This is a genomic window from Dysgonomonas termitidis, from assembly GCF_042654545.1.
In the GTDB taxonomy this organism is placed as follows: domain Bacteria; phylum Bacteroidota; class Bacteroidia; order Bacteroidales; family Dysgonomonadaceae; genus Dysgonomonas; species Dysgonomonas termitidis.
The window spans coordinates 33,459-59,038 of sequence record NZ_JBHSGN010000072.1 but is presented as its reverse complement, the minus strand read 5'-3'; the positions used below and the strand labels follow the sequence as shown (position 1 = coordinate 59,038).

General features: G+C 41.6%; 15 protein-coding genes. 11 read left to right on the top strand and 4 right to left on the bottom strand.

The window, feature by feature from the left end:
* The first annotated feature begins 1,017 nt into the window (after positions 1–1,017).
* The 11 genes from ACFO6W_RS11535 (at position 1,018) to ACFO6W_RS11485 (ending at position 21,785) form a co-directional block, all read left to right on the top strand.
* Positions 1,018–1,953: a hypothetical protein gene (locus tag ACFO6W_RS11535; protein WP_379996534.1), complete on the top strand. Its 936-nt coding sequence runs from the start codon at positions 1,018–1,020 to the stop codon at positions 1,951–1,953.
* A gap of 83 nt (positions 1,954–2,036) precedes the next feature.
* The gene (locus ACFO6W_RS11530; protein ID WP_379996531.1) at positions 2,037–5,222 is read left to right on the top strand and encodes a SusC/RagA family TonB-linked outer membrane protein; all 3,186 of its coding nucleotides are present in this window, start codon (positions 2,037–2,039) and stop codon (positions 5,220–5,222) included.
* A gap of 36 nt (positions 5,223–5,258) precedes the next feature.
* Positions 5,259–6,740, top strand: coding sequence for a RagB/SusD family nutrient uptake outer membrane protein (locus tag ACFO6W_RS11525; protein WP_379996528.1), 1,482 nt, complete (start codon positions 5,259–5,261; stop codon positions 6,738–6,740).
* Positions 6,741–6,742: 2 nt separating this feature from the next.
* A complete protein-coding gene (locus tag ACFO6W_RS11520) occupies positions 6,743–7,729 on the top strand; it encodes a redoxin domain-containing protein (protein ID WP_379996526.1) in 987 nt (328 codons plus the stop codon).
* Positions 7,730–7,747: 18 nt separating this feature from the next.
* The gene (locus ACFO6W_RS11515) at positions 7,748–10,288 is read left to right on the top strand and encodes a M14 family zinc carboxypeptidase (protein ID WP_379996524.1); all 2,541 of its coding nucleotides are present in this window, start codon (positions 7,748–7,750) and stop codon (positions 10,286–10,288) included.
* A gap of 41 nt (positions 10,289–10,329) precedes the next feature.
* Positions 10,330–11,787: an amidohydrolase gene (locus tag ACFO6W_RS11510; RefSeq protein WP_379996522.1), complete on the top strand. Its 1,458-nt coding sequence runs from the start codon at positions 10,330–10,332 to the stop codon at positions 11,785–11,787.
* 552 nt (positions 11,788–12,339) lie between these two features.
* A complete protein-coding gene (locus tag ACFO6W_RS11505; RefSeq protein ID WP_379996520.1) occupies positions 12,340–15,444 on the top strand; it encodes a SusC/RagA family TonB-linked outer membrane protein in 3,105 nt (1,034 codons plus the stop codon).
* 34 nt (positions 15,445–15,478) lie between these two features.
* Positions 15,479–17,026, top strand: coding sequence for a RagB/SusD family nutrient uptake outer membrane protein (locus tag ACFO6W_RS11500; protein ID WP_379996518.1), 1,548 nt, complete (start codon positions 15,479–15,481; stop codon positions 17,024–17,026).
* Positions 17,027–17,063: 37 nt separating this feature from the next.
* Positions 17,064–18,320, top strand: coding sequence for an OsmC family protein (locus tag ACFO6W_RS11495; RefSeq protein ID WP_379996516.1), 1,257 nt, complete (start codon positions 17,064–17,066; stop codon positions 18,318–18,320).
* 74 nt (positions 18,321–18,394) lie between these two features.
* Positions 18,395–20,440, top strand: a complete 2,046-nt coding sequence (locus ACFO6W_RS11490) for an alpha/beta hydrolase family protein (RefSeq protein WP_379996515.1) — start codon at positions 18,395–18,397, stop codon at positions 20,438–20,440.
* A 130-nt stretch (positions 20,441–20,570) separates the two neighbouring features.
* Positions 20,571–21,785: a trans-sulfuration enzyme family protein gene (locus ACFO6W_RS11485; protein WP_379996513.1), complete on the top strand. Its 1,215-nt coding sequence runs from the start codon at positions 20,571–20,573 to the stop codon at positions 21,783–21,785.
* A gap of 708 nt (positions 21,786–22,493) precedes the next feature.
* On the opposite strand, the gene ACFO6W_RS11480 is transcribed toward ACFO6W_RS11485, so the two are convergent.
* The 4 genes from ACFO6W_RS11480 to ACFO6W_RS11465 all read right to left on the bottom strand — a co-directional run bounded on the left by ACFO6W_RS11480 (position 22,494) and on the right by ACFO6W_RS11465 (position 25,526).
* Entirely contained in the window at positions 22,494–22,763 is a 270-nt protein-coding gene (locus ACFO6W_RS11480; protein WP_379996590.1) for a 5-fold beta-flower protein, read from the bottom strand.
* Between the two features lie 17 nt (positions 22,764–22,780).
* Entirely contained in the window at positions 22,781–23,794 is a 1,014-nt protein-coding gene (locus tag ACFO6W_RS11475; protein ID WP_379996511.1) for a hypothetical protein, read from the bottom strand.
* A gap of 18 nt (positions 23,795–23,812) precedes the next feature.
* Positions 23,813–24,979 (bottom strand): MORN repeat-containing protein, encoded by a 1,167-nt coding sequence (locus tag ACFO6W_RS11470; protein WP_379996509.1) that lies wholly within the window; start codon positions 24,977–24,979, stop codon positions 23,813–23,815.
* Positions 24,980–25,070: 91 nt separating this feature from the next.
* Positions 25,071–25,526, bottom strand: a complete 456-nt coding sequence (locus ACFO6W_RS11465; RefSeq protein WP_379996507.1) for a hypothetical protein — start codon at positions 25,524–25,526, stop codon at positions 25,071–25,073.
* Between the last annotated feature and the right edge of the window lie 54 nt (positions 25,527–25,580).

The window sequence follows — 25,580 nt, the reverse complement described above, 5'->3', positions numbered from 1 at the left end:
TTATGATTATAAAAACACGTTTCGAGACAAAAACATTACACATAGAGAGGGAAGAAGAGTTTAGTGTGATTGCAACCTAGAAAGAATACTGATATAATTATTTTGTGTAAATAAAGCTAAAAAAAAATATATCCACAAGTTAATACAGATTCAAAAATACAATAAATGTCAAAAAACGATAGTGTGAAGAGTGTTGTATGAGCTCTTAGTTTTTGCATTCTACAGAGTAGTTTTCTTGTTAAACTGTTTATTATAAGATTGTTGTGCTGTCTGATGCCAGATATCTATAACTCTATCGGCTATGAGGAAATCATTTCAGATGGTGTTGTTGAACCGGAATATGAATCTCTCTGAATTTATAACAATTAATGGTTATTTGTAATCAGATGCAGGCTTAAGATAGTTTGAATCTTTAAATATTTTCCTAAAACACAAAGGATCTCTTTTCCTGATTTCGGTATATTTAGTATATTCATATTATTTATGAGATTTGTAATTTTTCTAGTGATATCAACAGAATGTTTACTAATCTTCTCAAAATATAATTCTTATAATATAAAAAAATATGCTACTCTTACTCTCTGTTTTGTAAGATATACCTAATGCATGGTATAAAAATACCATCATCATGGTATTTTATATAATGATGGTGAAGCCTAATTTTGTTTCATGAAAATCAAATAACAAAAAGATTTTAAATTTCTAAAAAATAGCAAAATGAAAAGATTTATCAAACGACAGAAAGATAAAAGTTATGATTCCTCCGGAATACATGATTTTCTGACGATTACTTCTACTTCTATCTTTTTTACTCCCTCTACTATCTCCGGCATGCGAATGTCCATGTGTTGTTGCTTCTGAGCCTTTATTATAGCTTCCGCTATATCTTACCTCTTTTTTATTTTCAGAAATAAAATCTCCCTATATTCCCCCTGGGCAGGGTTCTATAATAATATTACCTGAATAAAGGTATATAATTCTATATAACAATATATAAAACAATAACATAGAAGAAATATGAAAACAATGAAGTTTCTCAAATCGATATTGGTTGTCCTTTTTATCTCCTCTCCGGTATTTGCTCAAAATGATATAAACGAAACCATATATATCAAAAGCTCGCGTTTTGCATCACCGCTGATTGAAAAATGGATAGATGAATACACAAAGGTGAATCCTCAGGCGCAGATCAAGCTGGCGGATAATAGTATAAAGGCTGAAAATATTGCCTTAAAAGTAGTGGTATCCAATAATAGCAAGAATGGGTTGCAGATTGGCGAACAAATCCTGTTTTTCGGACGATATGCCATCTTACCTGTTATAGGGAAGAACAATCCGTTACTCGCTGAGTTTTCTAAGAAAAAGTTAAATGATAAAAGGATTAAAGATTTATTCTTTGAAAAGGATATACTTAGCGAAGACACAAATCCGGCGAAACCGGATTATGATATAACTGTATATTCGGGAAATAACAACGAATCAGTAGCACATAGCTTTGCGTCATATTTCGGATATACTTCTTCAAGCCTGAAAGGTAAAAAGATTTCGGGCGATGATGCGTTTCTCATAAATGCCATACAGAAAGATAGAACGGGTGTCACATTCAATGCTTTGGGCAATATATTCGACATTAATACCCGTGCGTTGAAAGACAATATCACTATTCTTCCGTTGGATGTGAAAAAAGAATACCGCAACTATTTTACGGAATCGGTCAATATAGACAACATGATTGAGTTATTGGAGTCGGAGCCTATCGATTTGATCCCTGTAGATAACATTGGCTTTGCATACTCCCCCGGAAACAAAACGGTGAAAGAATTCCTTGTATGGGTTTTGACAGAAGGCAAAACATTCAACCATGATTATGGTATTCTGACCCCGGATGAGAAAGTACTTACATACCAGGTAAAAGAATTGGAAAAAGTATTATATACAATGAATCTGAAATAATCGTTTAATATATGAAAAAGTGCTTCCCTTTCCAATTGCAGCCGGATAAAGAAGCACTTAATATTCTAAAAAGGCATTAGAACATGACAAATATACAATTATATAAGGGTAAAAATTTACTCTTACAGGAGAAAAAATATCTCTATCTATCCCTGTTTTTCCTGCTTTTCTTTTCTTTCCCGGCAAAGGGGCAAACAGTAATTAGAGGAAAAGTATTGGATGAGCGCAGCGGAATTCCCGTATCGGGAGCTCTGGTAAAAGTGAAGTCGACCAATAATGCCGTTCAGGCAGATTATGATGGTAAATTCCAGTTGTCGGAGAATAAGCTGTTCCCGATTACACTTCTTGTTTCATTTCTGGGATTCAAAACGCAGGAAATAGATGTCTATGAATCCGGTGAAGAAATTACAATCTTGCTTTCGGAAAATCAGAATGTACTGGATGAAGTTGTAGTTGTCGGTTACGGGACAGCTAAAAAATCCAGCTACACCGGGGCTGTTGCCGTTATCGGTAATAAAGATATAGGAAAATTGCAGGTAACGAATATCAGCAAGGCTTTACAAGGAGCTATTCCCGGGCTTCAATCCGTATCGTCGGCCGGACAGCCCGGAAGCGATGCTGCCATCTTTTTGCGGGGAGTAGGATCTGTTAATGCATCCAGTACTCCTTTGTATGTAGTGGATGGGGCACCATTTGCAGGTAGCATAAGTGCCATTAATGCAAATGATATACAGTCGATATCTGTACTGAAAGATGCTACGGCGAGTGCGTTATATGGTTCCCGTGGGGCAAATGGTGTTATTATCATTAGTACCAAACAAGGTGCATCTAACCAGAAGCCGACGGTTGCATTCTCATCCTCTATCGGATTTACCTCAAGGGCGATTAAAGATTACAAAACGCTTACAACTAAAGAATACTATGAACTGCAATGGGAGGCTATTCGCAATAACCAGTTGGATCAGGGCAAGTCGGCGGAAAACGCTGCTTTGTATGCATCGGCCGAACTGGTAGGATCACTAAAGATAAATCCATTCGGTTCACAATATCCGCAGCCGGTAGGCACTGATGGAAAAATCTTGGCCGGAGCAGAGCCATTATGGAATGACAGTTGGGCTGACGCCTTGTCCCGTACCGGTATACGCCAACAATATGATTTGAGTGTGAACGGCGGGAGCGATAATTCAAAATACTTCGTTTCGGGAGGCTATCTGAATGAAAAAGGTTTTATAATAGGTTCCGATTTCGAACGGTTCAACACCCGTGCGAATGTAACTTCTACAGTAAACAAATGGTTGGAGACCGGCTTCGGAATCTCTGCTTCTACCAGTAAACAGAGCGCTCCACCGCAAACAGACAGCAGTCAGGGTAACTTTGCCAATTTCCAACGTTTAGTAGCGGATATATACCCGATCTATGAACGGAATGCAGATGGGTCGTATGTCCTTGATACGAATGGTGACAAAATCTATGACTATGGTAATTACCGTCCGAGCTCGGCAGCGACAGGAAACAATCTTTTAGGCAGTTCCAAATATAATAAATATGACAACAAACAAGATATAGTTTCAGTCAGGGCAAATGCAACTATTACATTTCTGGAAGGTTTGAAGTGGAAGAATAGCGTCAATGCTGATTACAATGCACGTACCAGTCATTCATACACCAATCCTGCCTATGGCTCCGGTATCAGTAACGGGGGTTCTGTAAGCAAAGGTTCCAGCAGGGCTGTCGGCTATACGGTGAATAGTTTTCTGGATTATACTTTCAATGTCAAAGACAGGCACTTTATAAATATACTTGCGGGTCCCGAAGTATATGTTTATAATGTATCCTCTTTGTCGGGAAGTCGTAGTAACTTCGGTTTTCTCGATAAGGAAGAACCGGCAGCAGCTTCATTATTGAACAGTTTTACCGGAGCAGCGGATAACTATAAATTAGCGAGTTATTTAGGTAAAATAGATTATGATTATCTGCATCGTTACTATTTATCGGCCAGCTTTCGTCGCGATGGTTCATCCCGGTTCAGCAAAGATTCGCGCTGGGGTAACTTCTGGTCGGTCGGTGCTTCGTGGAATGCAAAATCAGAAGATTTTCTGGCTCCTGTAAAATGGATAGACAATCTGACCGTCCGTACAAGTTATGGAGCGCAAGGGAATGATAATCTCGGTACTTATTACGCCTATCAGGATTTATACTCTATTTACAATAGTTTAGGACAAGCGGGATTGATCAGTTCGAGACTTCCAACCCCGGATTTGAAATGGGAAACAAACCTTAACCTCAATTTCGGTATTGATTTTGCAGCGTTTGATAACAGGCTGGTGGCATCGGTAGATATATATGAACGCAAATCAAAGGATCTTTTATTTAGCCGGCCGCTTGCTCCATCGCAGGGATTCGGGCAAATAGATGCAAATATAGGAGCATTACGAAACAGAGGGATCGAAGGGCAAATACAGGTTGTACCTGTACGAAACAAAGATCTCAGATGGGATGTGAGCCTTAATTTCGGACATTATAAGAATAAAATAACAGAACTTCCTCAAAAAGAGATTATCGCCGGTGCTATCGGGCAGCTTGGATCTACAAAGAAAATGATTGTCGGAGGCTCTGTCTATGATTTCTTTATCCGCGAATGGGCAGGTATAAATCCCGAAAATGGCGATGCTTTATGGTACAAGAATGAATATGTAACGGATGCGAACGGGAATAAGGTGATATCGGGACGCACTACCACGAATGTGTATGCAGATGCCGATCAATATTTTCAGGGAAGTTCATTACCAGATGTATATGGAGGTATAACAAATACATTTACGTACAAACAATTTGAGCTGTCTTTCCTGCTGTCGTACAGCATTGGAGGGAAAGTCCTCGATCTCGACGAAGTGATGATTGCCCATACAGGCAACAATCAGGGCCGGACATGGACACAAGAAGCTTTGACCAGATGGACGCCTGAGAACCGCAATACCAATTACCCCCGTCTTACGACTACAACTACAAACTGGAACTCGATTTCCTCACGCTTCTTATATGATGCTACATATGCGCGTCTGAAAAATCTGAATCTTACTTATAATCTTCCTGCATCCGTATTGTCACATGCAAAGCTGAAACAGGTGAAACTGAGAGCTAATGCTGAGAATCTTCTGACATTTTTCGGGCATGGAGGAATGGACCCGGAACAGGCCGTAGATGGTGTTACATTTTACCGTTATCCTGCTCAAAAGTCGTTATCGTTCGGAATAGACATAATATTTTAACGCATACAATAATAACCAATAAATAAAAGGACGATTATGAAATCAAAATTGATTATATATATATTGTTTGTTTCATCGGTACTATTTGTTTCCTGCAGCGACAGTTTTTTTGAAACCTCGCCATCGGGCGACCTGACCGGAAGTGAAACATATTCCACGACATCTAATATAAATGCAGTAGTCAACGGGACTTTGCGTTATCTGATGGAGAATGCCACATCGCAGGATAATCCGGGGTATGGCGCAATATTACTCACACAGGAGGTAATGGGTGAAGATGCTATAGCCCGTGACGGAGTTTACGGATACAGGGATTCTTATCCTTATCGTGATCCGTATGATAATACGACACGCCGCGCTCTTTTCTTCTGGACATTGCAATATAAAATAATTGATAATGCAAACAATATCATTGCAAAAGTAGATGCAGCACAAGGTACGGATGAAGAAAAGAAGTATTTGAAGGGACAAGCTTATGCGCTGCGTGCTTTCGTTTACCTGAACCTCGTCCGTCAGTATCAGTTCACATACTTGAAGGATAAGAACGCTAAAGCAGTCCCTATATATACAGAGCCGACCGTGCCAAGTTCCGTTCCTAATCCGAAAGCTACGGTAGAGCAAGTTTATGAACGTGTGATTTCCGATCTCACAGAAGCGGAAAAATTACTCACCGGATTCAGGCGTTCTGTAAAAAACCGTCCCGATATTAATGTAGTAAAAGGTCTTTTTGCAAGAACCTATCTCACTACAGGGCAATGGGAGCTGGCTGCAAAATATGCGGCTGAAGCCCGGAGCGGCTATCCGGTAATGGAAGCGAGCCAATATACACAGGGCTTCAATGATGTAAGTAATGTGGAATGGATATGGGGACATCCTCAAACAGCTGATCAGAATTTGGGAGGAGCCTCGTATTTCGCGTATCTCGATGTGACGCCGGCTACCGGTTACCGGAGTATTATGCCTGATCCGAATTTCAGGAAATTATTCAGCCTCCAGGATGTACGATTCTCATTGTTTGAACTTGTTACAAAAGAGACCGACCCGATGTACCGCTGGTATAAATACAAGAAATTTATCAATAAATCAGATCAGTCCGGTCATATTCCGTTAATGCGTTCATCAGAAATGGTACTTATAGAAGCTGAAGGAAAAGCCCGTAACCATGATCTTACGGGAGCTGCAACGGCATTGAGCGAATTACGCGTGAAAAGGAACCTGGAAGAGATTTCCGCATCGGATTATACGGAGAGTCAATTGATAGACGAAATTCTGGTCGAACGTCGCCGCGAACTTTGGGGAGAAGGATTTCGTCTACCCGATATTCTACGCTTGCAGATAGCCCCCGATAGAAGAGAATCAACAGAAACATATGCTCTGCCGGGAGGGAACGTAATAGCTATAAAGGGCCATTATGTATGGACATTTCCTGATAAAACGGCATTAGTTCCGAATAGTCCGTACTATCTGTTTCCTGTTCCGGTAAATGAAATTAATAATAATCCCAACTTAAATAACTGAAAATGAAGAAGTATATCCTATTAATATTAATATCTCTGGTCACATTCTCCTGTGGAACCGGAGAGCCTGAGGGACTATCCTTAAACGGTAGTGTAGAAGGGGTTTCGGAGGGAAAAGTATATTTGCAGAAGTTTGAAAATAAAATGTATCGCGTAATAGATTCTGCTGATGTTGTAGACGGACAATTCAGTTTTTCGAAAAATGTGCAATTGCCGGAAATATATGGATTGACATTAGATACGGCCAAAGGCTCATTGCTTCTGTTCCTTGACAAAGATCCTGTTGTTGTAAAACTGGATTCATCATCCTATTACCGTAATAGCGTAGTCACAGGTTCCGCGCTGCAGGACTTGTTTGTAGCTTATAAAAAAGAGAGAGGGGTTAAGATAGATGAATTTATTAAAGCGAATCCTAAATCGCTGGTTTCGGCATATGCTCTGTATCGGGATTTTTCGTACAGATTATCTCCCGATGAGATCAAGACGAATATCCAGTTGCTTGATTCCTCATTGTGGAAAACTCCTTATGTGCAGGTACTCGAAGAGTTGACGAAAACACTGGAGTCAGTTTCTGTCGGAAAACAGGCTCCGGACTTTACAGCTAAAGATACTGACGGAAATCCGGTAAAGCTGTCCGATCGTCTGGGAAAAGGATATCTTCTCATCGATTTCTGGGCATCCTGGTGTGGCCCTTGCCGGAGAGAAAATCCAAATGTTGTGAAAGTGTATAATGAGTATAAAGGAAAAGGCTTTGATGTTTTTGCGGTCTCACTGGATAAAAGTAAAGAAGCCTGGGTGGCAGCTATAAAAAAAGATAACCTGACATGGACGCATGTTTCAGACCTTCTGTATTGGGATAGTGAGCCTGCTAAATTATACGGGGTAAGGGCGATTCCATCCAATCTGCTTGTAGATAAGGATGGGGTGATAGTCGCTAAAAATATAAGAGGTGAAGAATTAGGAAAGACATTAAATGATTTGCTGAACTAATCAGTATAAAGGAACACTATGAAGACCATCATTATCAGTTTTTTTCTTTATTTATTGGCGGTAACAGGTATTAAAGCGGAAAAAATCACATATTTTTTCGATCCGTCCGTTCAGTTCGACAGCAAAATACCTTCTCCCGAAGAATTTCTCGGATATGAAATAGGCAGCCGTATTACGGAACATTATAAGATAAATGCTTATTTTGAGAAACTCGCTTCCCTTTCCGACCGTGTTTCGCTGGTGGAGATAGGCCGGACATACGAAAACCGTAAACTATATGTGCTGATTGTTTCTTCTCCTGAGAATATCCGGAATATAGACAAGTACAAAGAGACACGTCAGCAAGCCCGAAAAGGGGAGAAGCCGGATACTCCGTTAATTGTTTTTCTGGGAAGTACCGTTCATGGGAATGAGACTTCGGGTTCGGAGGCTGCTCTATTGTCTGCATATTACTATGTGGCCGCTCAAAACGATTTTGTAAAAGAACAGCTCGAAAATGGAATTTACTTTATTGATCCGGTGCGCAATCCTGACGGACAGGAACGTTTTGTATCATGGGTAAATTCGAATACAAGTATAACCGATTATAATACATCGCAGTATGACAGGGAACACACTGAAGGATGGCCGCGCGGAAGAGGGAACCACTATTGGTTCGACCTGAACCGCGACTGGGTTAATATTGTCCATCCCGAAAGCAAAGCCCGGGTTGCACATTATCAGGATTGGTTACCGCATGTACAGGCCGATCATCATGAGATGGGTACAAATAGCACATTCTTTTTCGAACCCACCGATCCGGACGGAAATGAGAGCCGCTTTGTTCCGCAAACCACTTATAAGTTGAACCGTTTATTTGCTGATTATTACTCAAAGGCTTTGGATAAAATCGGTTCGTTTTACTATACGAAAGAGTCTTACGATAATAAGAATCCAACCTTTGGGTCTACATACCCTGATTATAACGGGGCTGTGGGTATTTTATTCGAACAAGGTTCTTCGAGAGGCATACATCAGGAGTCTGAGAATGGGATCGTTACATTTGCTTTTACTGTACGCAACCAACTGGTGTCGAGTATTGCTACAGTTGATGCCGCTAATGCTAACAAAAACAGCTTATTCGACCTGCAGAAAGAATTTTTCGATGTGTCGCGTACAGGAAAAGACAGTTCCAAGTCATTTATAGTAGGAGATGGTTATGATATTTCGCGCCTGCATAAGTTTGTTCAGCTGTTACTTGACCACCGCCTCGAAGTATATGAAAATCAGGAGGACATAACGGTGGATAAGGTAAAATACGAAAAAGGGAAATCATACATTGTTCCACTCGGGCAACCCAACAGTGCGTTGGTCAATATTATATTTGATGAAACCAAAGATTATACCGATCCGTCCAAACTGGGTTACGGCGCGGGATTTTCGGTTGCTTACTCATCCGGACTGTCGCATGCTTCCATAACAAAAGCTGTTCGCGGAGCCAGGGTTGAGAAACTGGAGAGATCTGCAAATACATCATTCTCTACATCACAGTATGCTTACATTGTAGATTACAGGGATTCGCATAGCCAGCATCTGCTTTTCCAATTATTAGCAAAAAACATTCTTGTAAAGACGTCATTCAGCCCTTTTTCTGTACAAACCGGGAACGGACCTAAAGACTTCTCTTATGGAAGCCTGCTTATTCCTGTCAGCAACCAGACTATAAGCCCGGATGAATTATATGCCACATTACAGAAATTGGCGGTCGCCTCAGATGTGGAGATAATACCCGTCTCTACAGGCTATAGTGTAAAAGGGGTGGATTTGGGTAGCAGCGCTTTCCGCACAGTGGAACGGCCGAAGGTGCTGGTTGTCACCGGGGGCAGTATATCTTCTACCGAGGCCGGAGAAGTCTGGCATCTCTTCGACCAGAAACTGAATTATCAGTTAATCCGTGCTGATTACAACGTATTTCCCAGAATTCCATTGAACAGCTTTAACCGGATTGTGTTGGCAGGAGGTGATTATTCATTTCTCGGGAAACAGGGAATTCAGGATTTGCAAAACTGGGTGCGCAACGGAGGAACATTGATTACAATCAACTCTGCTTCGAGATGGGCTGTAAATAGTGGAATAAGTGCAGCACAATTACAGAAATTGAAGACCGATTCTCTCCAGCAAAAACAATCAGAACAACAATTTTCACAGGAAAGAGACAGAATTCCGACATCGGTATTCGAAACAAAGATAAACCTGAAGCATCCTTTAGCGTTTGGGTTAACGAATGTGTCTTTACCTGTTACTCGTGAGAGTAGCCTCTTTCTGGCTCCGTCGAAGAATCCGTCAGCTACGGTATCAGTTTATTCAGATACCCCGCTCCTGAATGGATATATCTCCGCTTCACAGTTAAGCAATCTGAAAGGATCGGCTTCGATAATAGCAGAAAGACAAGGCTCCGGAAATATTGTATTATTCGCTGAAGACCCGCTTTTCAGAGGTATTTGGGATGCCACTACCCGCACCTTTGTTAACGCTGTTGTTTTCGGAAATAATATAAATGCATACAATAGCTTCAGATAAAACAGATCAGACCTGTATTGATATAAAACGAAAGAAATAAAATGAAAAAAGTATTGTTGGTAATAGCACTGACAACATTAGCTGTCACTGTATCTGCCCAGAAAATTAAAAAGAATACCCCATTAAACAATGTGTCCGTTAACTATCTGGACAAGTCTTTCTCTGTGTATGATAAACTACAGAAAACGATATGGCGTAATCCTGAACTGGGTTTTCTCGAAACGGAAAGTTCAGCTTTGCTACAAAACCATCTCAAAGAGAATGAATTTACAGTTCAGGCCGGAGTTGCCGGCATGCCTACCGCATTTGTCGCCACTTACGGATCAGGGTATCCTGTGATAGCTGTACTGGCCGAATTCGATGCTTTGCCCGGGTTATCGCAGGATACAGTCCCTTATCGTAAACCTTTGGTTGAAGGAGGGAGCGGCCACGGTTGCGGTCACAATACATTCGGAGTAGGAGCAGTCGCAGGGGCTGTCGCTATAAAACAATGGCTTGATTCAGAAAAACACACAGGTACAATCAAAGTATTCGGTACACCTGCCGAAGAAGGAGGAGGCGGTAAAGTTTACATGGTACGGGACGGATTGTTTAATGACGTAGATGTCGTCCTTGACTGGCATCCTTCTACCGGGAATGGTGTTACAACCGATACGGGAACAGCCATACAAATGATAGACTACAGCTTCTTTGGAGTAGCCGCTCATGCCGCGGCAAGTCCTGATAAGGGCCGGTCTGCCTTAGACGGCGTAGAAGCACTCAATTATATGGTCAATCTTTTGCGCGAACATGTGCCGATGTCATCCCGGATACATTACGTTATAGCCGATGGAGGCGAAGCCCCGAATGTAGTACCCGATTATGCCAGAGTGTCCTATTACATACGGAGTCCGAAAAGGGAGATTCTCAAAGACCTTGTGGAATGGATAGGGCAGGCAGCCGAAGGTGCAGCCTTAGGGACACAGACAAAAGTTAAGTCTGAAATTGTATCCGGTTTTTATGAGCGTCTGAATAACCGCAAACTGTCGGAACTGGTACAGCGTAAACTCGAGATAGTGGGTGGCGTGCATTATGACGCACGTGAAAAGGCCTTTGCCGAGGAAATAGTAAAGGGACTGAATAAAGATATCAGCATACTGAAAGATGCAGAATCGGTGAAGCCTCTGGAAGACGAAAAACCTTCGCTGGGAGGTGGCTCGTCGGATGTGGGTGATGTTAGCTGGGTAGTTCCTACCGTAAGTTTCAATACGGCGACCTTTGTACCGGGAAGTGCGGGGCATAGCTGGCAAAATGTAGCGGCGGGAGGTTCTACAATAGGAACAAAATCGCTGATAAATACAGCTAAAGTGTTCAGCCTTTCGGCTATAGAATTATACACAAATCCCGGATTGGTAAAGGAGATAAGAGCCGAATTCGATACCCGCAGGGGAAATGGCTTCAGGTACGCACCGTTATTGGGAGACCGGAAGCCGGCACTCGATTACAGAGTGAAGAAATGATGTAATCTCTGATGTTTTAAAAGAATAAATGAGAGTTCCGGTATGCCCATAATATAACCAGCGACGGAACTCTTACGCCTGCCTTATCAACTTACACCGATAAAAAGAATCTTAGTCCGGATTTACCGGAATAAGCACCTCTATATGAGAATGAGGTTATTCAAGTATTAACTAATATAAAAAGACTCTATGAAAAATTTTATTACCATTAAGGCCTTCTCCATACCCGGAGGGGAACATGAGGAACAAAGGAATTTGTCCCGGTTTTATTCTCTACATGTATTATCATCCATCGATCAATGCCCGGCTTCTTGTTTTCACATGCGAATGTGTTGTTAACCTATATTTAACTATTCCGAAAATAAACCCATCGGTTTATTTCCCCTGATTGATATCCGCATATATTCCGGGGTAGTCCGAACTGTACTATAAAGGTTCTGAACTCCTGAACTAATAAATGCGCAAGATATTATCCTTCAATTAAGCAATCTATAAACAAACACTTCTTGTAGCCTTCTATACCTGGCTACAATGGATATTCATTAAAAAATTATGGCAAAAACAATTAGCTCTTTTAGCGATAAGAGAGACAGGTATCGTGTAAATAAGTATTATTACATTATCATATTCTTTCTATTGCTGTCAGGTAGTATGATAGGGCAAACAGTAATAAAAGGTACAGTTGTAGACGAAAAAAACGGGGAGCCTCTGGTGGGAGCCTCTGTCGCATTGGTTTCTACCACACAGGGTAGTCTCACTGATATAGACGGGTCCTTTTCTCTCCCTGTTTCGGGTCAGCTGCCTGTTACCATCAGGGTGGCTCTTGTGGGTTTCAAATCGCAGGAACTGGATGTATATGAAAATAACGGGCCGATCATTATTCCCTTAACGGAAGATTTAAATTATCTGAACGAAGTAATCGTGGTTGGATATGGTACCCAGAAGCGTAAAGAACTTACCGGGGCCATTTCTTCGGTTTCAAAAGATGCGTTATCGCAATTATCTACTTCATTCGATGGATTACTGGGTGGGGCTGTTTCCGGCTTGAATGTATCCCAAAGCTCCGGTCAGCCGGGAACTACTTCCAACATTCGCATACGCGGAGGAAACTCTATAAACGGAGGGAATGAGCCTTTGTATGTGATAGACGGGGTTATAATATATAACGACAATTCGTCGGCCAATATCGGGATAAGCCGTGCTGCCGGGGCATTGAATCCGTTAGCTGCATTGAATCCCGGTGATATTGAATCCATAGAGGTGCTGAAAGATGTGTCCGCTTCGGCCATCTATGGTTCGCGTGGAGCAAACGGAGTAATTATTATTACTACCAAAAGTGGGAAAAAAGGGAAGACGAATATTGAATATCAATATTCTATCGGCTGGCAGCAAGCCCGTAAAAAGCTCGATCTGATGAACGCTCGGGAATGGGGCGAACTTTATCTGGAAATCGCATCTGCCGAAAATATCAGTGAAACCGGTCTTACCGCTGATAAAGTAGCACAATTGGGTGAAGGTACAAACTGGCAGGATGCAGCCCTGCGCACAGCGACAACCCAGAATCATCAGCTTTCGATAAGCGGCGGAGATGATAAGACAAGGTTTCTCTTATCTGGTAATTACAGCGATCAGGATGGTATCTTGCTGAACACGGGCTTTAAGCGTTATAGCGGACGGTTCAACTTTGAAAGGGATTTATTCTCGAATCTGACTGTAGGTTTGAATGTTACAGCCAGTAAAATGGATCAAAGCGGATTGAGCAGCTATAACGGACTGTATGTGAACGGTGTTTCAAACTCGCTCGATTATGTATTGAGGATACCGCAGGTAGTTTCTATATATAATCAGGATGGAAGCTATAATTACAATAACCTTTTCGAAAAAGGGGATTTACGATTTGGCGACCGTACCGTAAATGCAATATCGGATCTGGTTAATACTACATCGCAGACAAAAAATAATACTGTCATCGGAAACTTTTTCGCTAAATATACTATCATCCCCTCGTTGGTGGCTAAGGTCAGCGCAGGAACCAATCTGAGTAATACGACCCTCAATTTTTTCGCGCCTTCCAGCGCTGCGGCAGGTTTTCTGGCTAAAGGGTATGGAAGTATCGGAAACAAGCGGTTTGATTCGTGGCAATATGAATATACGCTCAATTACACAAAGAAGCTGAATAAAGACCATTATGTGGATATATTGGCCGGTTATACGACCCAGACCACCGATATAGAATACGCGATAGCATCGGCCAGTAATTTCGCTAACGAACAATTGTCTTACCATAACCTGCAGGGAGGCGCCACTCTCTTATCTCCAAGTTCTGGCGGTTCGGAATCTATCCTCAATTCGGTACTGGGAAGGGTCAACTATTCTTTCCTCGGCAGGTACAATCTTACCGGAACATTCAGGGCGGATGGTTCTTCCCGGTTTGCAAAAAATCATAAATGGGGTTATTTTCCGTCCATCGGTTTGTCATGGAACGTCAGCGAAGAACCTTTCCTGAAAAATAATAAGGTCATCAATGATCTTAAACTGAGGGGAAGTTTCGGGGTTGTCGGCAATCAGGAGATAGGCGACTACCGATATGAAGCGACATACTCTACAAAGGTATATTCTTTCAATAATCAGCTCGTTACGGCTTACGGCAGGGCTAATGCTGAAAACCCCGACCTGAAATGGGAAGAAACATCGCAATATAATCTGGGTTTTGATCTGAATCTGCTTAACCGCAGATTAGGCATTATAGCCGATATTTATTATAAAAAGACAAGCGACCTGCTGCTGGATGTGCCTGTGGAAATAACAACAGGATTCAGTACCATGCTTATGAATGTGGGCAATGTTACGAATAAAGGGGTGGAACTTGCATTGACAGGCAGCATTATAGATCAGAAAGACCTGCAATGGAATCTGTCTGCCAATATTGCTAAAAATGTGAATGAAGTCACCAATATCGGTAATCTGGATTATTTCCTGTCCGGCAATACGATCATAAAGAAAGGGGAATCTTTAGGCTCTTTCTATGGTGTTGTCTTCGATGGAATAGTACAAACCGGAACAGATATTTCGAAAGTGCCTGCGCCGAGCTGGAAAACGAGTGTTGAGCCCGGTGATGTAAAATATGTCGATCAAAACAACGACGGCAAAGTTACTCAGGATGAGGACAGAGTTGTCTTAGGTTCTATTCAACCTGATTTCACTTACGGATTTTCGACCACACTGAGATATAAATCATTGAGCTTATTTGCAGCTTTTCAGGGTAGTAAAGGTAATCAGCTATACAATCAACTCCGGCAGGAGCTGGAATCACCATCCACCAGCTACAATGTATTAGCTACACTCCGTGACAGGTGGACGCCGCAGAATCCGTCCAACACAATTGCTAAAGCCTCTGTCACATCGGCCACATGGCTCGATAGCCGCTATATCGAAGATGCCTCTTTCTTACGTCTGAAAAATATAACTCTGAGTTATGTCCTTCCTGTGAAAATAACAAAGGCTCCTCAGACAAAATTCAGAATTTTTGCAACGGGGCAAAACTTATTGACCTTTACCAAATATAAAGGATACGACCCTGAAGTTTCCAGCGGTATAGATTCCGGAGCATACCCCACAGCGAAGACAATATCTTTTGGCGTGAATATATCTTATTAAACAGCTTACTATAAAATAATTAAATCAGAAAGAGATGAAGAAGTTATTATATACCTTAATATTATCGGTGACAATTCTTTCATGCAGCGATAGTCTTGATGTGACGCCCATAGGCAAACTGATGGGCGGAAACTTTCCCGTAACGGATGAGGACGCCATAGCCCTTACCAACGGGATTTATACGCCGAATGTCGGCATAAGCACTTCGCTGGCGTACATGATAGATCTGACCACCGAAACTACTGTTTCGGGGGAGAATCCGAACAGTGGCGGAGGATTATTAGGCTTGATACAGTGGGAGCCGACCAATAGTTATGTGACATCGGTGTGGACTGCTTTTTATGTAGGCATTACAAGCGCAAACGATGCCATAGATAAATTGTCGGAATCCAAAACCGTTTCAGAATCCATTAAGAAACGCTCTATCGGCGAAGCCAGGTTCCTGCGGGCATATTACTATTATTATGCAGTACAGTTTTGGGGAGAAGTGCCGCTTGTCTTACATAATGTTGATGGAAAAAATACGACCCGCGCGTCGATAGATGAGGTGTATGCACAGATTGAAGACGACCTGAAAAGTGCTGCGGATAATCTGCCGGACGTAAGCAGTTATGCAGACAGCGATAAAGGCAGGGCGAGCAAAGGCGCCGCTTATGCATTATTATCAAAAGTATATCTGGTATGGGCACAAACATCTGAAAGCGGGGGCGACACAGCCCGCAAAGATAGATTCCGGAAATCTGTAGACGCAGCCAATAGTGTAACAGGATACAAACTGGAAGAAGATTTTCTGGACAACTGGAATGTAAATAATAAGAACGGGAAAGAAAGTATTTTTTCAACTCAGCATGCTTCCGGTACTGCTACCGACGGTAGCGGAGGAAACCATTTGGCCCATTGTGCTTTTTCGAGTGGTTTCAGTAATTCTACTCCTCACGTACTTATTTCGGATAATAAATATTATGACGCTTTTGACGATCGTGACCAGAGAAAAAGCGGAACATACGCCAAAGAATTGTATAATCCTGCTACAAATTCAGTCTTTACATTCACCCGTCCCCGCTATCGTAAATATATCGACGCCAGCGACCCGTTGGGATCGGCCAGTAACCGCAATATCAACAGGTCTATCATACGCTATGCCGATATTTTGCTGGTAAAAGCCGAAGCAATCAATGAACTGAATAACGGACCGACAACAGATGCTTATGACGCAATAAACCAGGTGCGGAGAAGAGCTTTCGAACATTTCCCTCTAAATCAGACATCTCCGGACGATTTGCCGGCAGGGCTTGATTACAACGGCTTCAGAAAAGCGGTTCAGCAGGAAAGGATGTTTGAACTTACCTATGAGCAAAGCCATTGGCTCGATCTGGTAAGATGGAGAATTTACGTCAGGACCTTAAAGGAATCGGGATTAGACGAGAGTTACAAGAAAAGTTCCGTAAGCCTCAAAAACTACCGTTTTCCTATACCTCAATCCCAACGGAATATAAATCCTGAAGGTTTATGGCAGAACTGGGGATACGACGGTTATAACGAATCGAAGACCGGTGCAAATCCTTATGCCGGATTCGAATAAATAAATTATATAATAGAAACCCATTAAAAAGAGCAATATGAAAATCTATTCACAGGATACAAAAAAACGGATAAGTATATTGGCTATTATTATACTTTCCGTATTTGGAACAACATCAGTTGATGCACAGACCGATAATGCTAATACAGGCCCCAGTTCTGTATTTGTAAAAGATGCGGTTAAAAAGACATTTGAACAGAATGCCAGTCCATTGCGTAACTATCTTTTCAGCAGGCGGGAAGCACTCATTAAATTGCAAAGCCTGCCAAGTGAGGAATTACAGGCTGTGACATTAGAAGCCCGTACCACGGCAGAGCAGAGGTCGGGCTTACGGAGAATGCGTATCCGCGGCTTCCAGATCATAAGCGATAGCGGGACAGACTTTGCGGGTTACAATGTAGGGCCGGGTTCACCTGAATCGCAGGTTGCGATCATAGCCAGTGACTTGGCAGATAGCTACCTTAACCAGGCAGCTCTGAGAAATATACCTGTCGATTCATTAAGAATCGAAATTATAAATCGCCCGGATGCCGCTCCTACAAATAAAGTAAATTATCCCCGTAACTTCCTCTATACTGCATATATAAAATCATCGGCGGATGATAAGCAACTGGAAGAATTACGGAAGGGCGCGGAAGCAAATTCTCCGATATTCAATTTTATCCTAAAGCCGCAGGTAGTGACCGGAGAAATTGATTATACCCGGACTCCCGATAAGCTGGTGATACCGGAAGGAGGGCAGCCCGGACTCCGTGAATATCTGAAATATAAGCGTGCTGCGTACTTACATCTTCAGGAAGAAGGTAAGAAACGGGAAGAAGAGAGAAAGAAGAATCCATCGCTGGCGAATAAAGAGAACCGTAATAGTCTGGTGGTTACAGTAAACAATAATGGTGTCCGTCAGCTTCAGATCCGCCAGTTCCGTATATTGCACGACAATCCTGCATATCTGGGAGGAAGCGATCTCGGACCTACCTCTCAGGAACATCAGTTAGGCGTGTTGACAAGCTGCCTTACTCATATTTTCCTGATTCAGGCTGCTGCCCGCCAGATTCCGCTCGATTCGCTGGAAGTGAATGTAAAAGCCACCTCCGATATTCGTGCCGGGCGCAGTGGTTTTGAGAATGTCCCCGGCTATCCGTATGGGATTCATTATACTGTGCATGTGAAATCTCCGGCAACATACGAACAAATAAAAGTGTTGCGGGATGCCGTAGAAGCAGTTTGTCCGATATACAATTTATTGAAGGATGAACAAACAATAGAAGGCCGTATAGTTAAAATAGGTAATTAGGTAAATCCAGATTGTGGATTTGTTGGAAGTGCTTCTTGCAGGCACTTCCAATTTTTATAATTAATTCGAAAAATATGAAGAGAATTTATACCATTGTATTGCTGACTGTCTTTCTTTTTCCTATTTATGCAGGTTACGGATATTCGGCCTATGGCAAAGAACCGGTCGGCATCGACTTTTTTACGAAAGTTAGGAGCATCTCTAATCTGAAAGAAAATAAAGGAGATATATTCTTTATCCTTCGTCAGCCGGATTTAGAGGGAGACACATACCGGAGTGACTTATATCAGCTGGTGGATGGAAGGGAGTTAAGATTGACATCTTCAGAAAATGTCTCCGATTACTTTTTTCTTGATGATACTATTATTTTCAAAAGTATACGCGATGAAAAGGACAAAGAAAGACTAAAGAAAGGAGAGCGGCTTACAATATTTCAGAAATTGACCAAAGGTTATCAGGAAGCAACAGAATGGCTGCGGTTGCCTTATGCTGTAAAAGATATCCGGCTAATAGACGGAAACCGTTTCTTTTTTACAGCTTCTTATCGGTTGGTTCCGAAAGAAGAATCCCGGACGGAGGTGCTGAAAGACATAAAAGAAAACGGAAGGTATCGTATCTTCGATGAATTACCCTTTTGGTCGAATGGTCAGGGTGATATCAGTGGAACCCGTACCCACCTTTATTATTATGATAAAGGAAAAATCACCGACCTTTCAGATTCTCTGGAAACGGTTTCCGACATAGAACTTAGTCCCGATAAGAAGCATCTGGTTTATATCCGTAAAACATACCGGAGGAAGGCTTCACAAGATAACAGTCTGGTATCATTGAATACCGGAACATTGGAGAAAAAAGAATGGAATTTGTTCAATAAAGCCGTTTACTCCCAAATCCAGTTTGCGGACAATAATGAATTTGTTGTTCTGGTCAATCGCAGCTTAGAACGCAATAAACAGGAGAATCCTGAATTTTATCGTCTGAATTTGTCATCAGGGAATATTAAAGGAATATATGACGGCGATTTGTATGCGATAGGCAATAGTATCGGCTCTGATATCAAGTCGGGGGGCCGTAGCAAAATTACATTTGATAAAGATGGGTTTAATTTTGTTTCAACTGTGATAGATCAGGCTCCACTTATCCACATAAATAACAAAGACACCTCTATATCCGTTCGTTCGCCGGAAAATATCTCTATAAACGATTATGTGCCATATAAGGATGGCTTTCTGGTTGTAGCCATGGCAGAGCAACAGGGTGAAGAAGTGTATTTTCTCAACAGTAAAGGAGAGATTTCCCTTTTTACTTCCATTAATACGGCCCTGTTTGAGAATCATAATGTTGTGAAACCTATAGAAATAAAATTCAGAAATGAAGATGGACGGGAACTAAACGGCTATATTCTGCCTCCGGCCAATTATAAGAAGAACGAAAAATATCCGGCTATACTAAATATACATGGAGGCCCGAAAGCAACTTATGGGACAGTATTCTTTCACGAGATGCAGTATTGGGCAAATCAGGGTTATGCCGTTCTATATACCAATCCCACAGGCAGTAATGGGAGGGGAAACGCATTTACTGATCTGCGTGGTAAATTCGGCTCTGTAGATTATAACGATCTCATGGCTTTTGTGGATGCAGCGATAGAACAGGTTCCGTTTATTGACAGAGAACGTTTGGGGGTTACCGGGGGATCTTACGGCGGATATATGACCAACTGGATAATCGGACATACCAATAGATTTAAAGCGGCGGCTTCGCAACGGAGCATCTCTTCATGGATTTCCTTCAGCAACACGAGTGATATCGGACATACTTTTACCGAATCATACATCGGTCATAATCTATGGACAAACAGTGAGCTACTATGGGAACAGTCTCCCCTGAAATATGCAAATAAGGTAAATACACCAACGTTGTTCCTCCATAGCGATCAGGACTACAGATGCTGGTTGGTTGAAGGTGTGCAGATGTATTATGCCCTTCAATATTTTGAAGTCCCGAGCCGCCTGATAATATTCAACAATGAAAACCATGAATTATCCCGGTCAGGGAAACCTACAAACCGGATCAAACGCCTGGACGAAATTACCCGGTGGTTTCAGAAATATTTATAGACAGAGATTTTTGTTCTCATTTGGAAAATACCACTAACATGGTATTTTTCTTTTTTTATAAAGGATATAACTTCGCTGGTATTAAAGTCATCCGGAAAATATAGTACGGAGTAACATAAAAGAGAAGAATATGTCTAAAGAATCTGATTTTTTACTGAATGCGGGAGAGCAAACCAAAGCAATTCATGGAGGGGAATTTCCCGATCCTGTGACTAAAGCTTCTTCCCCGAATCTAATAATGTCCACAACTTTTATTACAGATGCCGACGCCGGATTTTCCGTTGAAGGTCTTGACGAAAATGATTCATGGCTTTATTCCCGTTGGGGTAATCCTACCGTTCATCAACTGGAGGAAAAACTGGCTATTTGCGAGGGAGCCGAAACGGCTGTTGCCTTTGCAAGCGGGATGGGTGCTATCGTCGCATTACTTTTCCATTTACTGAAGGCCGGAGACCATGCGATTGTAAGTGATGTAGCCTATGCAGCCCTTGCTGAATTGACGAATGAAATGATTCCCGGGTTAGACATTGAAATCACAAAAGTGAATACCTCCGACCTGAAGTCTCTGAAAGAGGCTGTCAAATCAAATACCCGCCTGATATATATAGAGACTCCCTGCAATCCCCTGCTACGCCTTACAGATATCGCCGCCGTGGCGGAAATTGCACGGGAAGCGGGTGCGAAGTTGGCTGTAGATTCAACATTCGCAACACCTGCTGCTACGAAACCTTTGGCGCTGGGAGCCGATTTTGTGATCCATTCACTTACCAAGTATTTAGGCGGACATGGTGATGCTTTGGGCGGAGTCATTCTGGGTAGTAAAGAAAATCTGGTTCCTTTACGGAAAAAGACAGCCATCCGTTTTGGCGGAGTATTGAGCCCGTTTAACGCATGGCTGATATTAAGAGGCTTAGCTACATTTCCTCTTCGTATGCGGGTTCATCAGGAGAATGCTCTCAAAATTGCAGCATATCTGGAAAAACATCCGAAAGTTAAGCGTGTATTTTATCCGGGTTTGCCATCACATCCTCAGTATGAACTGGCAAAGAGGCAAATGAAAAATTTCTCGGGAATTATTACTTTCCAGATAGATAACGGAAGGTCACAGGCCCGCAAATTTGTGGAGAGACTACAAATAATTCATTATGCAGTCTCGCTCGGTCATCATCGTTCTTTGATCTTTTATCTGGATAGCAATGAATTATTAAAAACTTCGTTTAAATTCTCAACTCCTCAGCAACTGGAATCATGGAATGATTTTGCAGGAGACGGACTTTTTAGATTATCTGTAGGTCTGGAAGATGCCGGGGACTTAATTAGCGATCTGAAAAGGGCGCTTGCCTGAAAAATGTTATCAAGGCGAATCAGATATTAAAAACTTTATCTATGTATATAGCTGATTAGCTGTCAGCTGATAGTTCTTTGAAAGATTGGAATGGCCCCTCCAACCTCCCCAAAGGGAGGCTACACAGAGGGTAAAAAGTAATAGCTAGAAAAAGTGTAACCTTTGTTACCTTAAAAGTTGTCTGAAAAAATTTCAAAAAAATTAAAATGCCGTAATTAAAATTAATAAACATATATACAAATAGTTATATACACATATGCCGAACTAGCATAACTCTATTTTTTTAATCATATCTTCGTTTTCTTGTTACTTTTGTTACCTATCTGTTACTTGAAAATTGAAATAATTGTTACTATATCTATTTTATGTAAAATATGCTGTTACTTTTAATTATTCTATTACTATATATCAAATAATTAAATATATATAAATCAAAAGGTAAAATAGTATTTATTTCCCTTTAATAGACCATGCGTTATTATCATATTTTCTAAAGGTTTCTGGACAAACCTGTACAAAGTAGACAGTGGAAACATTCGGTGGGTACCACAGGTGCGGGAGTATGGAACGTTTGATTTTTTATATAAGAAAGGCTCCTGAAACGGAGCCTTCTTTGTGTTACGGATTGTGAAACCTGATAGATGGGAGGACGGGAGTATGTCAGTCTTTGACGCAACGCACCGAACAATTGTGCGGAAGCATAGGTTATCACAACAGCAACAGCCCTGCCGCACCTGTCTGCACGGTGGATGCGCCGTTGGCAGTGTAGAGTTGCCTGCCGCTGACAGCATAAACAGTGTTACCACTGACACTCCCAATTTGCCGACCATCCATAGCATAGATATTATTGCCACACACAGTGCCAACCTGCCGACCGCTCATCTCATAGACATTGCTACCGCTGACGTAACCGACCTGACTGCCGCTCGTGGTGTAAAAGTTATTACCGCTGATATAGCCGGCTTGACCGCCGTTCATAAAATAAACTGTAATCATTATGATTGATAGTTTTTTATTATTTCTTCCTTTTTCTTCTCGTATTCGGAGCGTAGAGCGGATTTTTTATTTTCAAATTCTTGCAATTTTGGCTTGTTTTTTGAATCCAAAATAGCACAAATGATAACAGCAATGATAAAACCAATGATAAGACCGACTACGCCACCAAGTATCGCGTAACCTACACCTCCCTTAACTATTAGAGCAAGTATAATACCGAGAACTCCACCGGCACATAAAACCCGCCAAGAAGAATCGTCTTCTTCCTTTTTTAATTCTGCTTTTAATTCTGCTATGTCATTGTCAAGCGATTTAAGTTTTGTGTTTAATTCCTTGTCAAGTTCATCTATTATTCTCACTTCTTCTGCACGCCTTTTGCATTTTTCAGCAAGTGTAGCGCAATCTTTATACCCGCTTATAGCACTGAATTTATTTGCCAAAACGAAGTATGTTGAACTATATTTTGCAGACTGCATTTCTTTAACCAACAAATTATAATGCACTTCTTTTGCACGCTCTTTACATTTTTCGGCAAGCGCGGCACAATCTTTATACCCGCTTATGTCGCTGAATTTATTTGCCAAAGCGGTGTATTCCTCTTCGGATTTTGCAGACCAGTTCATTTGTTTGCATAACGAATTATAATACGCTTCAACTTTCTTTTCTGCTGATAGAGAGGGAGTATTACCAAGTTTTTCTTTCAACGAATCGTGTTCTTTTACAAGATTATCGTGTTCTTTTACAAGGTCATCACGGTGGTGTTGCATCTTGTGGATTTCAGGCAATAATTTCTTCATTGCCATATCAGCCATTTCGTATTGCAAAGTTCCATAAGCGGCACCTTTCCTTATCCGAGAATAATTATCATAACTCTCCTGCCAGTCCTTTATTTTTTTTACAAGGTCGTCAATTTCGGACTCTGATTCTTTGATTTCAGAATCTAATGATTCCAACTCTTTACACATATCGTTGTATCCCGCAACGAGTTTGTCCATAAGTTGATTTTCTGACATATTTTTTCTCCTTTCTTTTTATTTATTTACACGTTGTTTACATTTGTCGGCAAGCGTGGCGCAATCTTTGTGCTCGCTTATGTCGCTGAATTTATTTGCCAAAGCGGAGTATTCTTCCGCAGATTTTGCAGCGTTTAGTCTTTCAACTAACCATTCATAATACGCTTCCGCTTTCTTTTCTATCGGTTGAGTGAGAAGATTCTCCAGTAAATCACATTCTCCGTTAAGCACATTATAACGGGAAACATTTTGCTCGTGCTGACTGCGCAAAGTATTCAACTCTTCTACGGAACTTGCCAAATTTTGCTCTGAAAGGTTTCCATAGAAAGAAGCCATATCCTCTTCATCACTGCCATCTTCCGCATTCAATATCTCATTATCGTAAGAAGTAACAACATCCTGCAAATGATTAACGTTTGAGGACTGTGAGTTAAATTCTGCAACTAACTTTTGGTCTTTTGTTGCAAGTTCATTGATTTGTGATTCTAATCCGCTGATTTTCTTTTTATACATATCAATAAACCCCAAAAAGAGCTGCGCATTAGTGCTTAAGGGCAAATCTTCCTGCGGAATATCAAAATTCTCGTCGGAGGCACGTATTATTGTCGGTTTTCCATTATTCATATCCGAACCTGTCCTAATCCACCATTGTCGCTGTGCGCCTTGGGTTATAATGCCCTCGCCTGTCCATCCGGTTTTTGCGCCAATTTGAGCGGCAAAAGCATCACTCTCTATATTAACGGAATAACCGCGCGACTCTCCGTTGCGCCACTCGCCCTCCGTTTCAGACCATCCTTCCAACACCTTTTTCCCCCACCCGTCGGGCTTCATATCAAGGCACTCGCCTTCATAATATGAGCCTTCGGGCATCTTACAGCTACTGTACTCTATTCTGCATTTTCCCCTGCCATAGATAGTACCTTCACACAAACCTACGCCGGGTTGATACACTTTGCCTTCGTCGCCAGACGAGCCGTTTTCAAACACGCTTTCGATATACATACCGTCAGCCCACGAGCGTTTGCACCATCCGTGCGGACGACCGTTAAGGAATGTTCCCTCGAAGGTTTCGCCGTCGTCGAATTTTACAACGCCTTTGCCGACCGGCTTGCCATCAATGATTTCACCTTCGTACTTCCCGCCGTTAGGCAGGGTGAGTTTGCCGTTTGTTATGTTTGAGTTCATAAATTTTCCTACTTTCTTTTGTTCGTATGATTAGTTTCCTGCCGAATGTAGTGTACTCGTTACACTCCGGCAAGAAACTAAACTCTGTGATTTATAAATTTTTCAGTTCTTGTATGTATTTCCTCTTGAGCAAATACCTTATAAGCAGAGTAACAGGTCCTCCAAAGAGAAATATAAAGAATAAAATCCATCTAATGAATTTAGAAAAATCATTCTTCGCGTCATCCCACCACTCCCCATGTTTCCAATAATGTTCCGCAGCACAACCGAGACCAGAACCTAGCCAGATTCCGCTAAAAATATCGGTGCCACCAGAGGAGATATACCCAAAGAAAACAGCTACAATAACGGCAAAAACAATAGCGAAAATAAATAACCGCCTTATACTTTTTACTTGAAATATTATGTATGCTGTTTCAATTAAAACATTATTACCAGGGTCATCCTGATACAGTTTTTTCAATACATCAAGAGCATCATTATAGTTGCCTTTCTTTGCATCAGCAACAGCGCGTTCATAACTTTCTGTATCTTTCGAATAATTCATAATTTATTCTCCTTTCTTTATTTGTTTTTATAATTTGTACCTCTCATTTTCGCT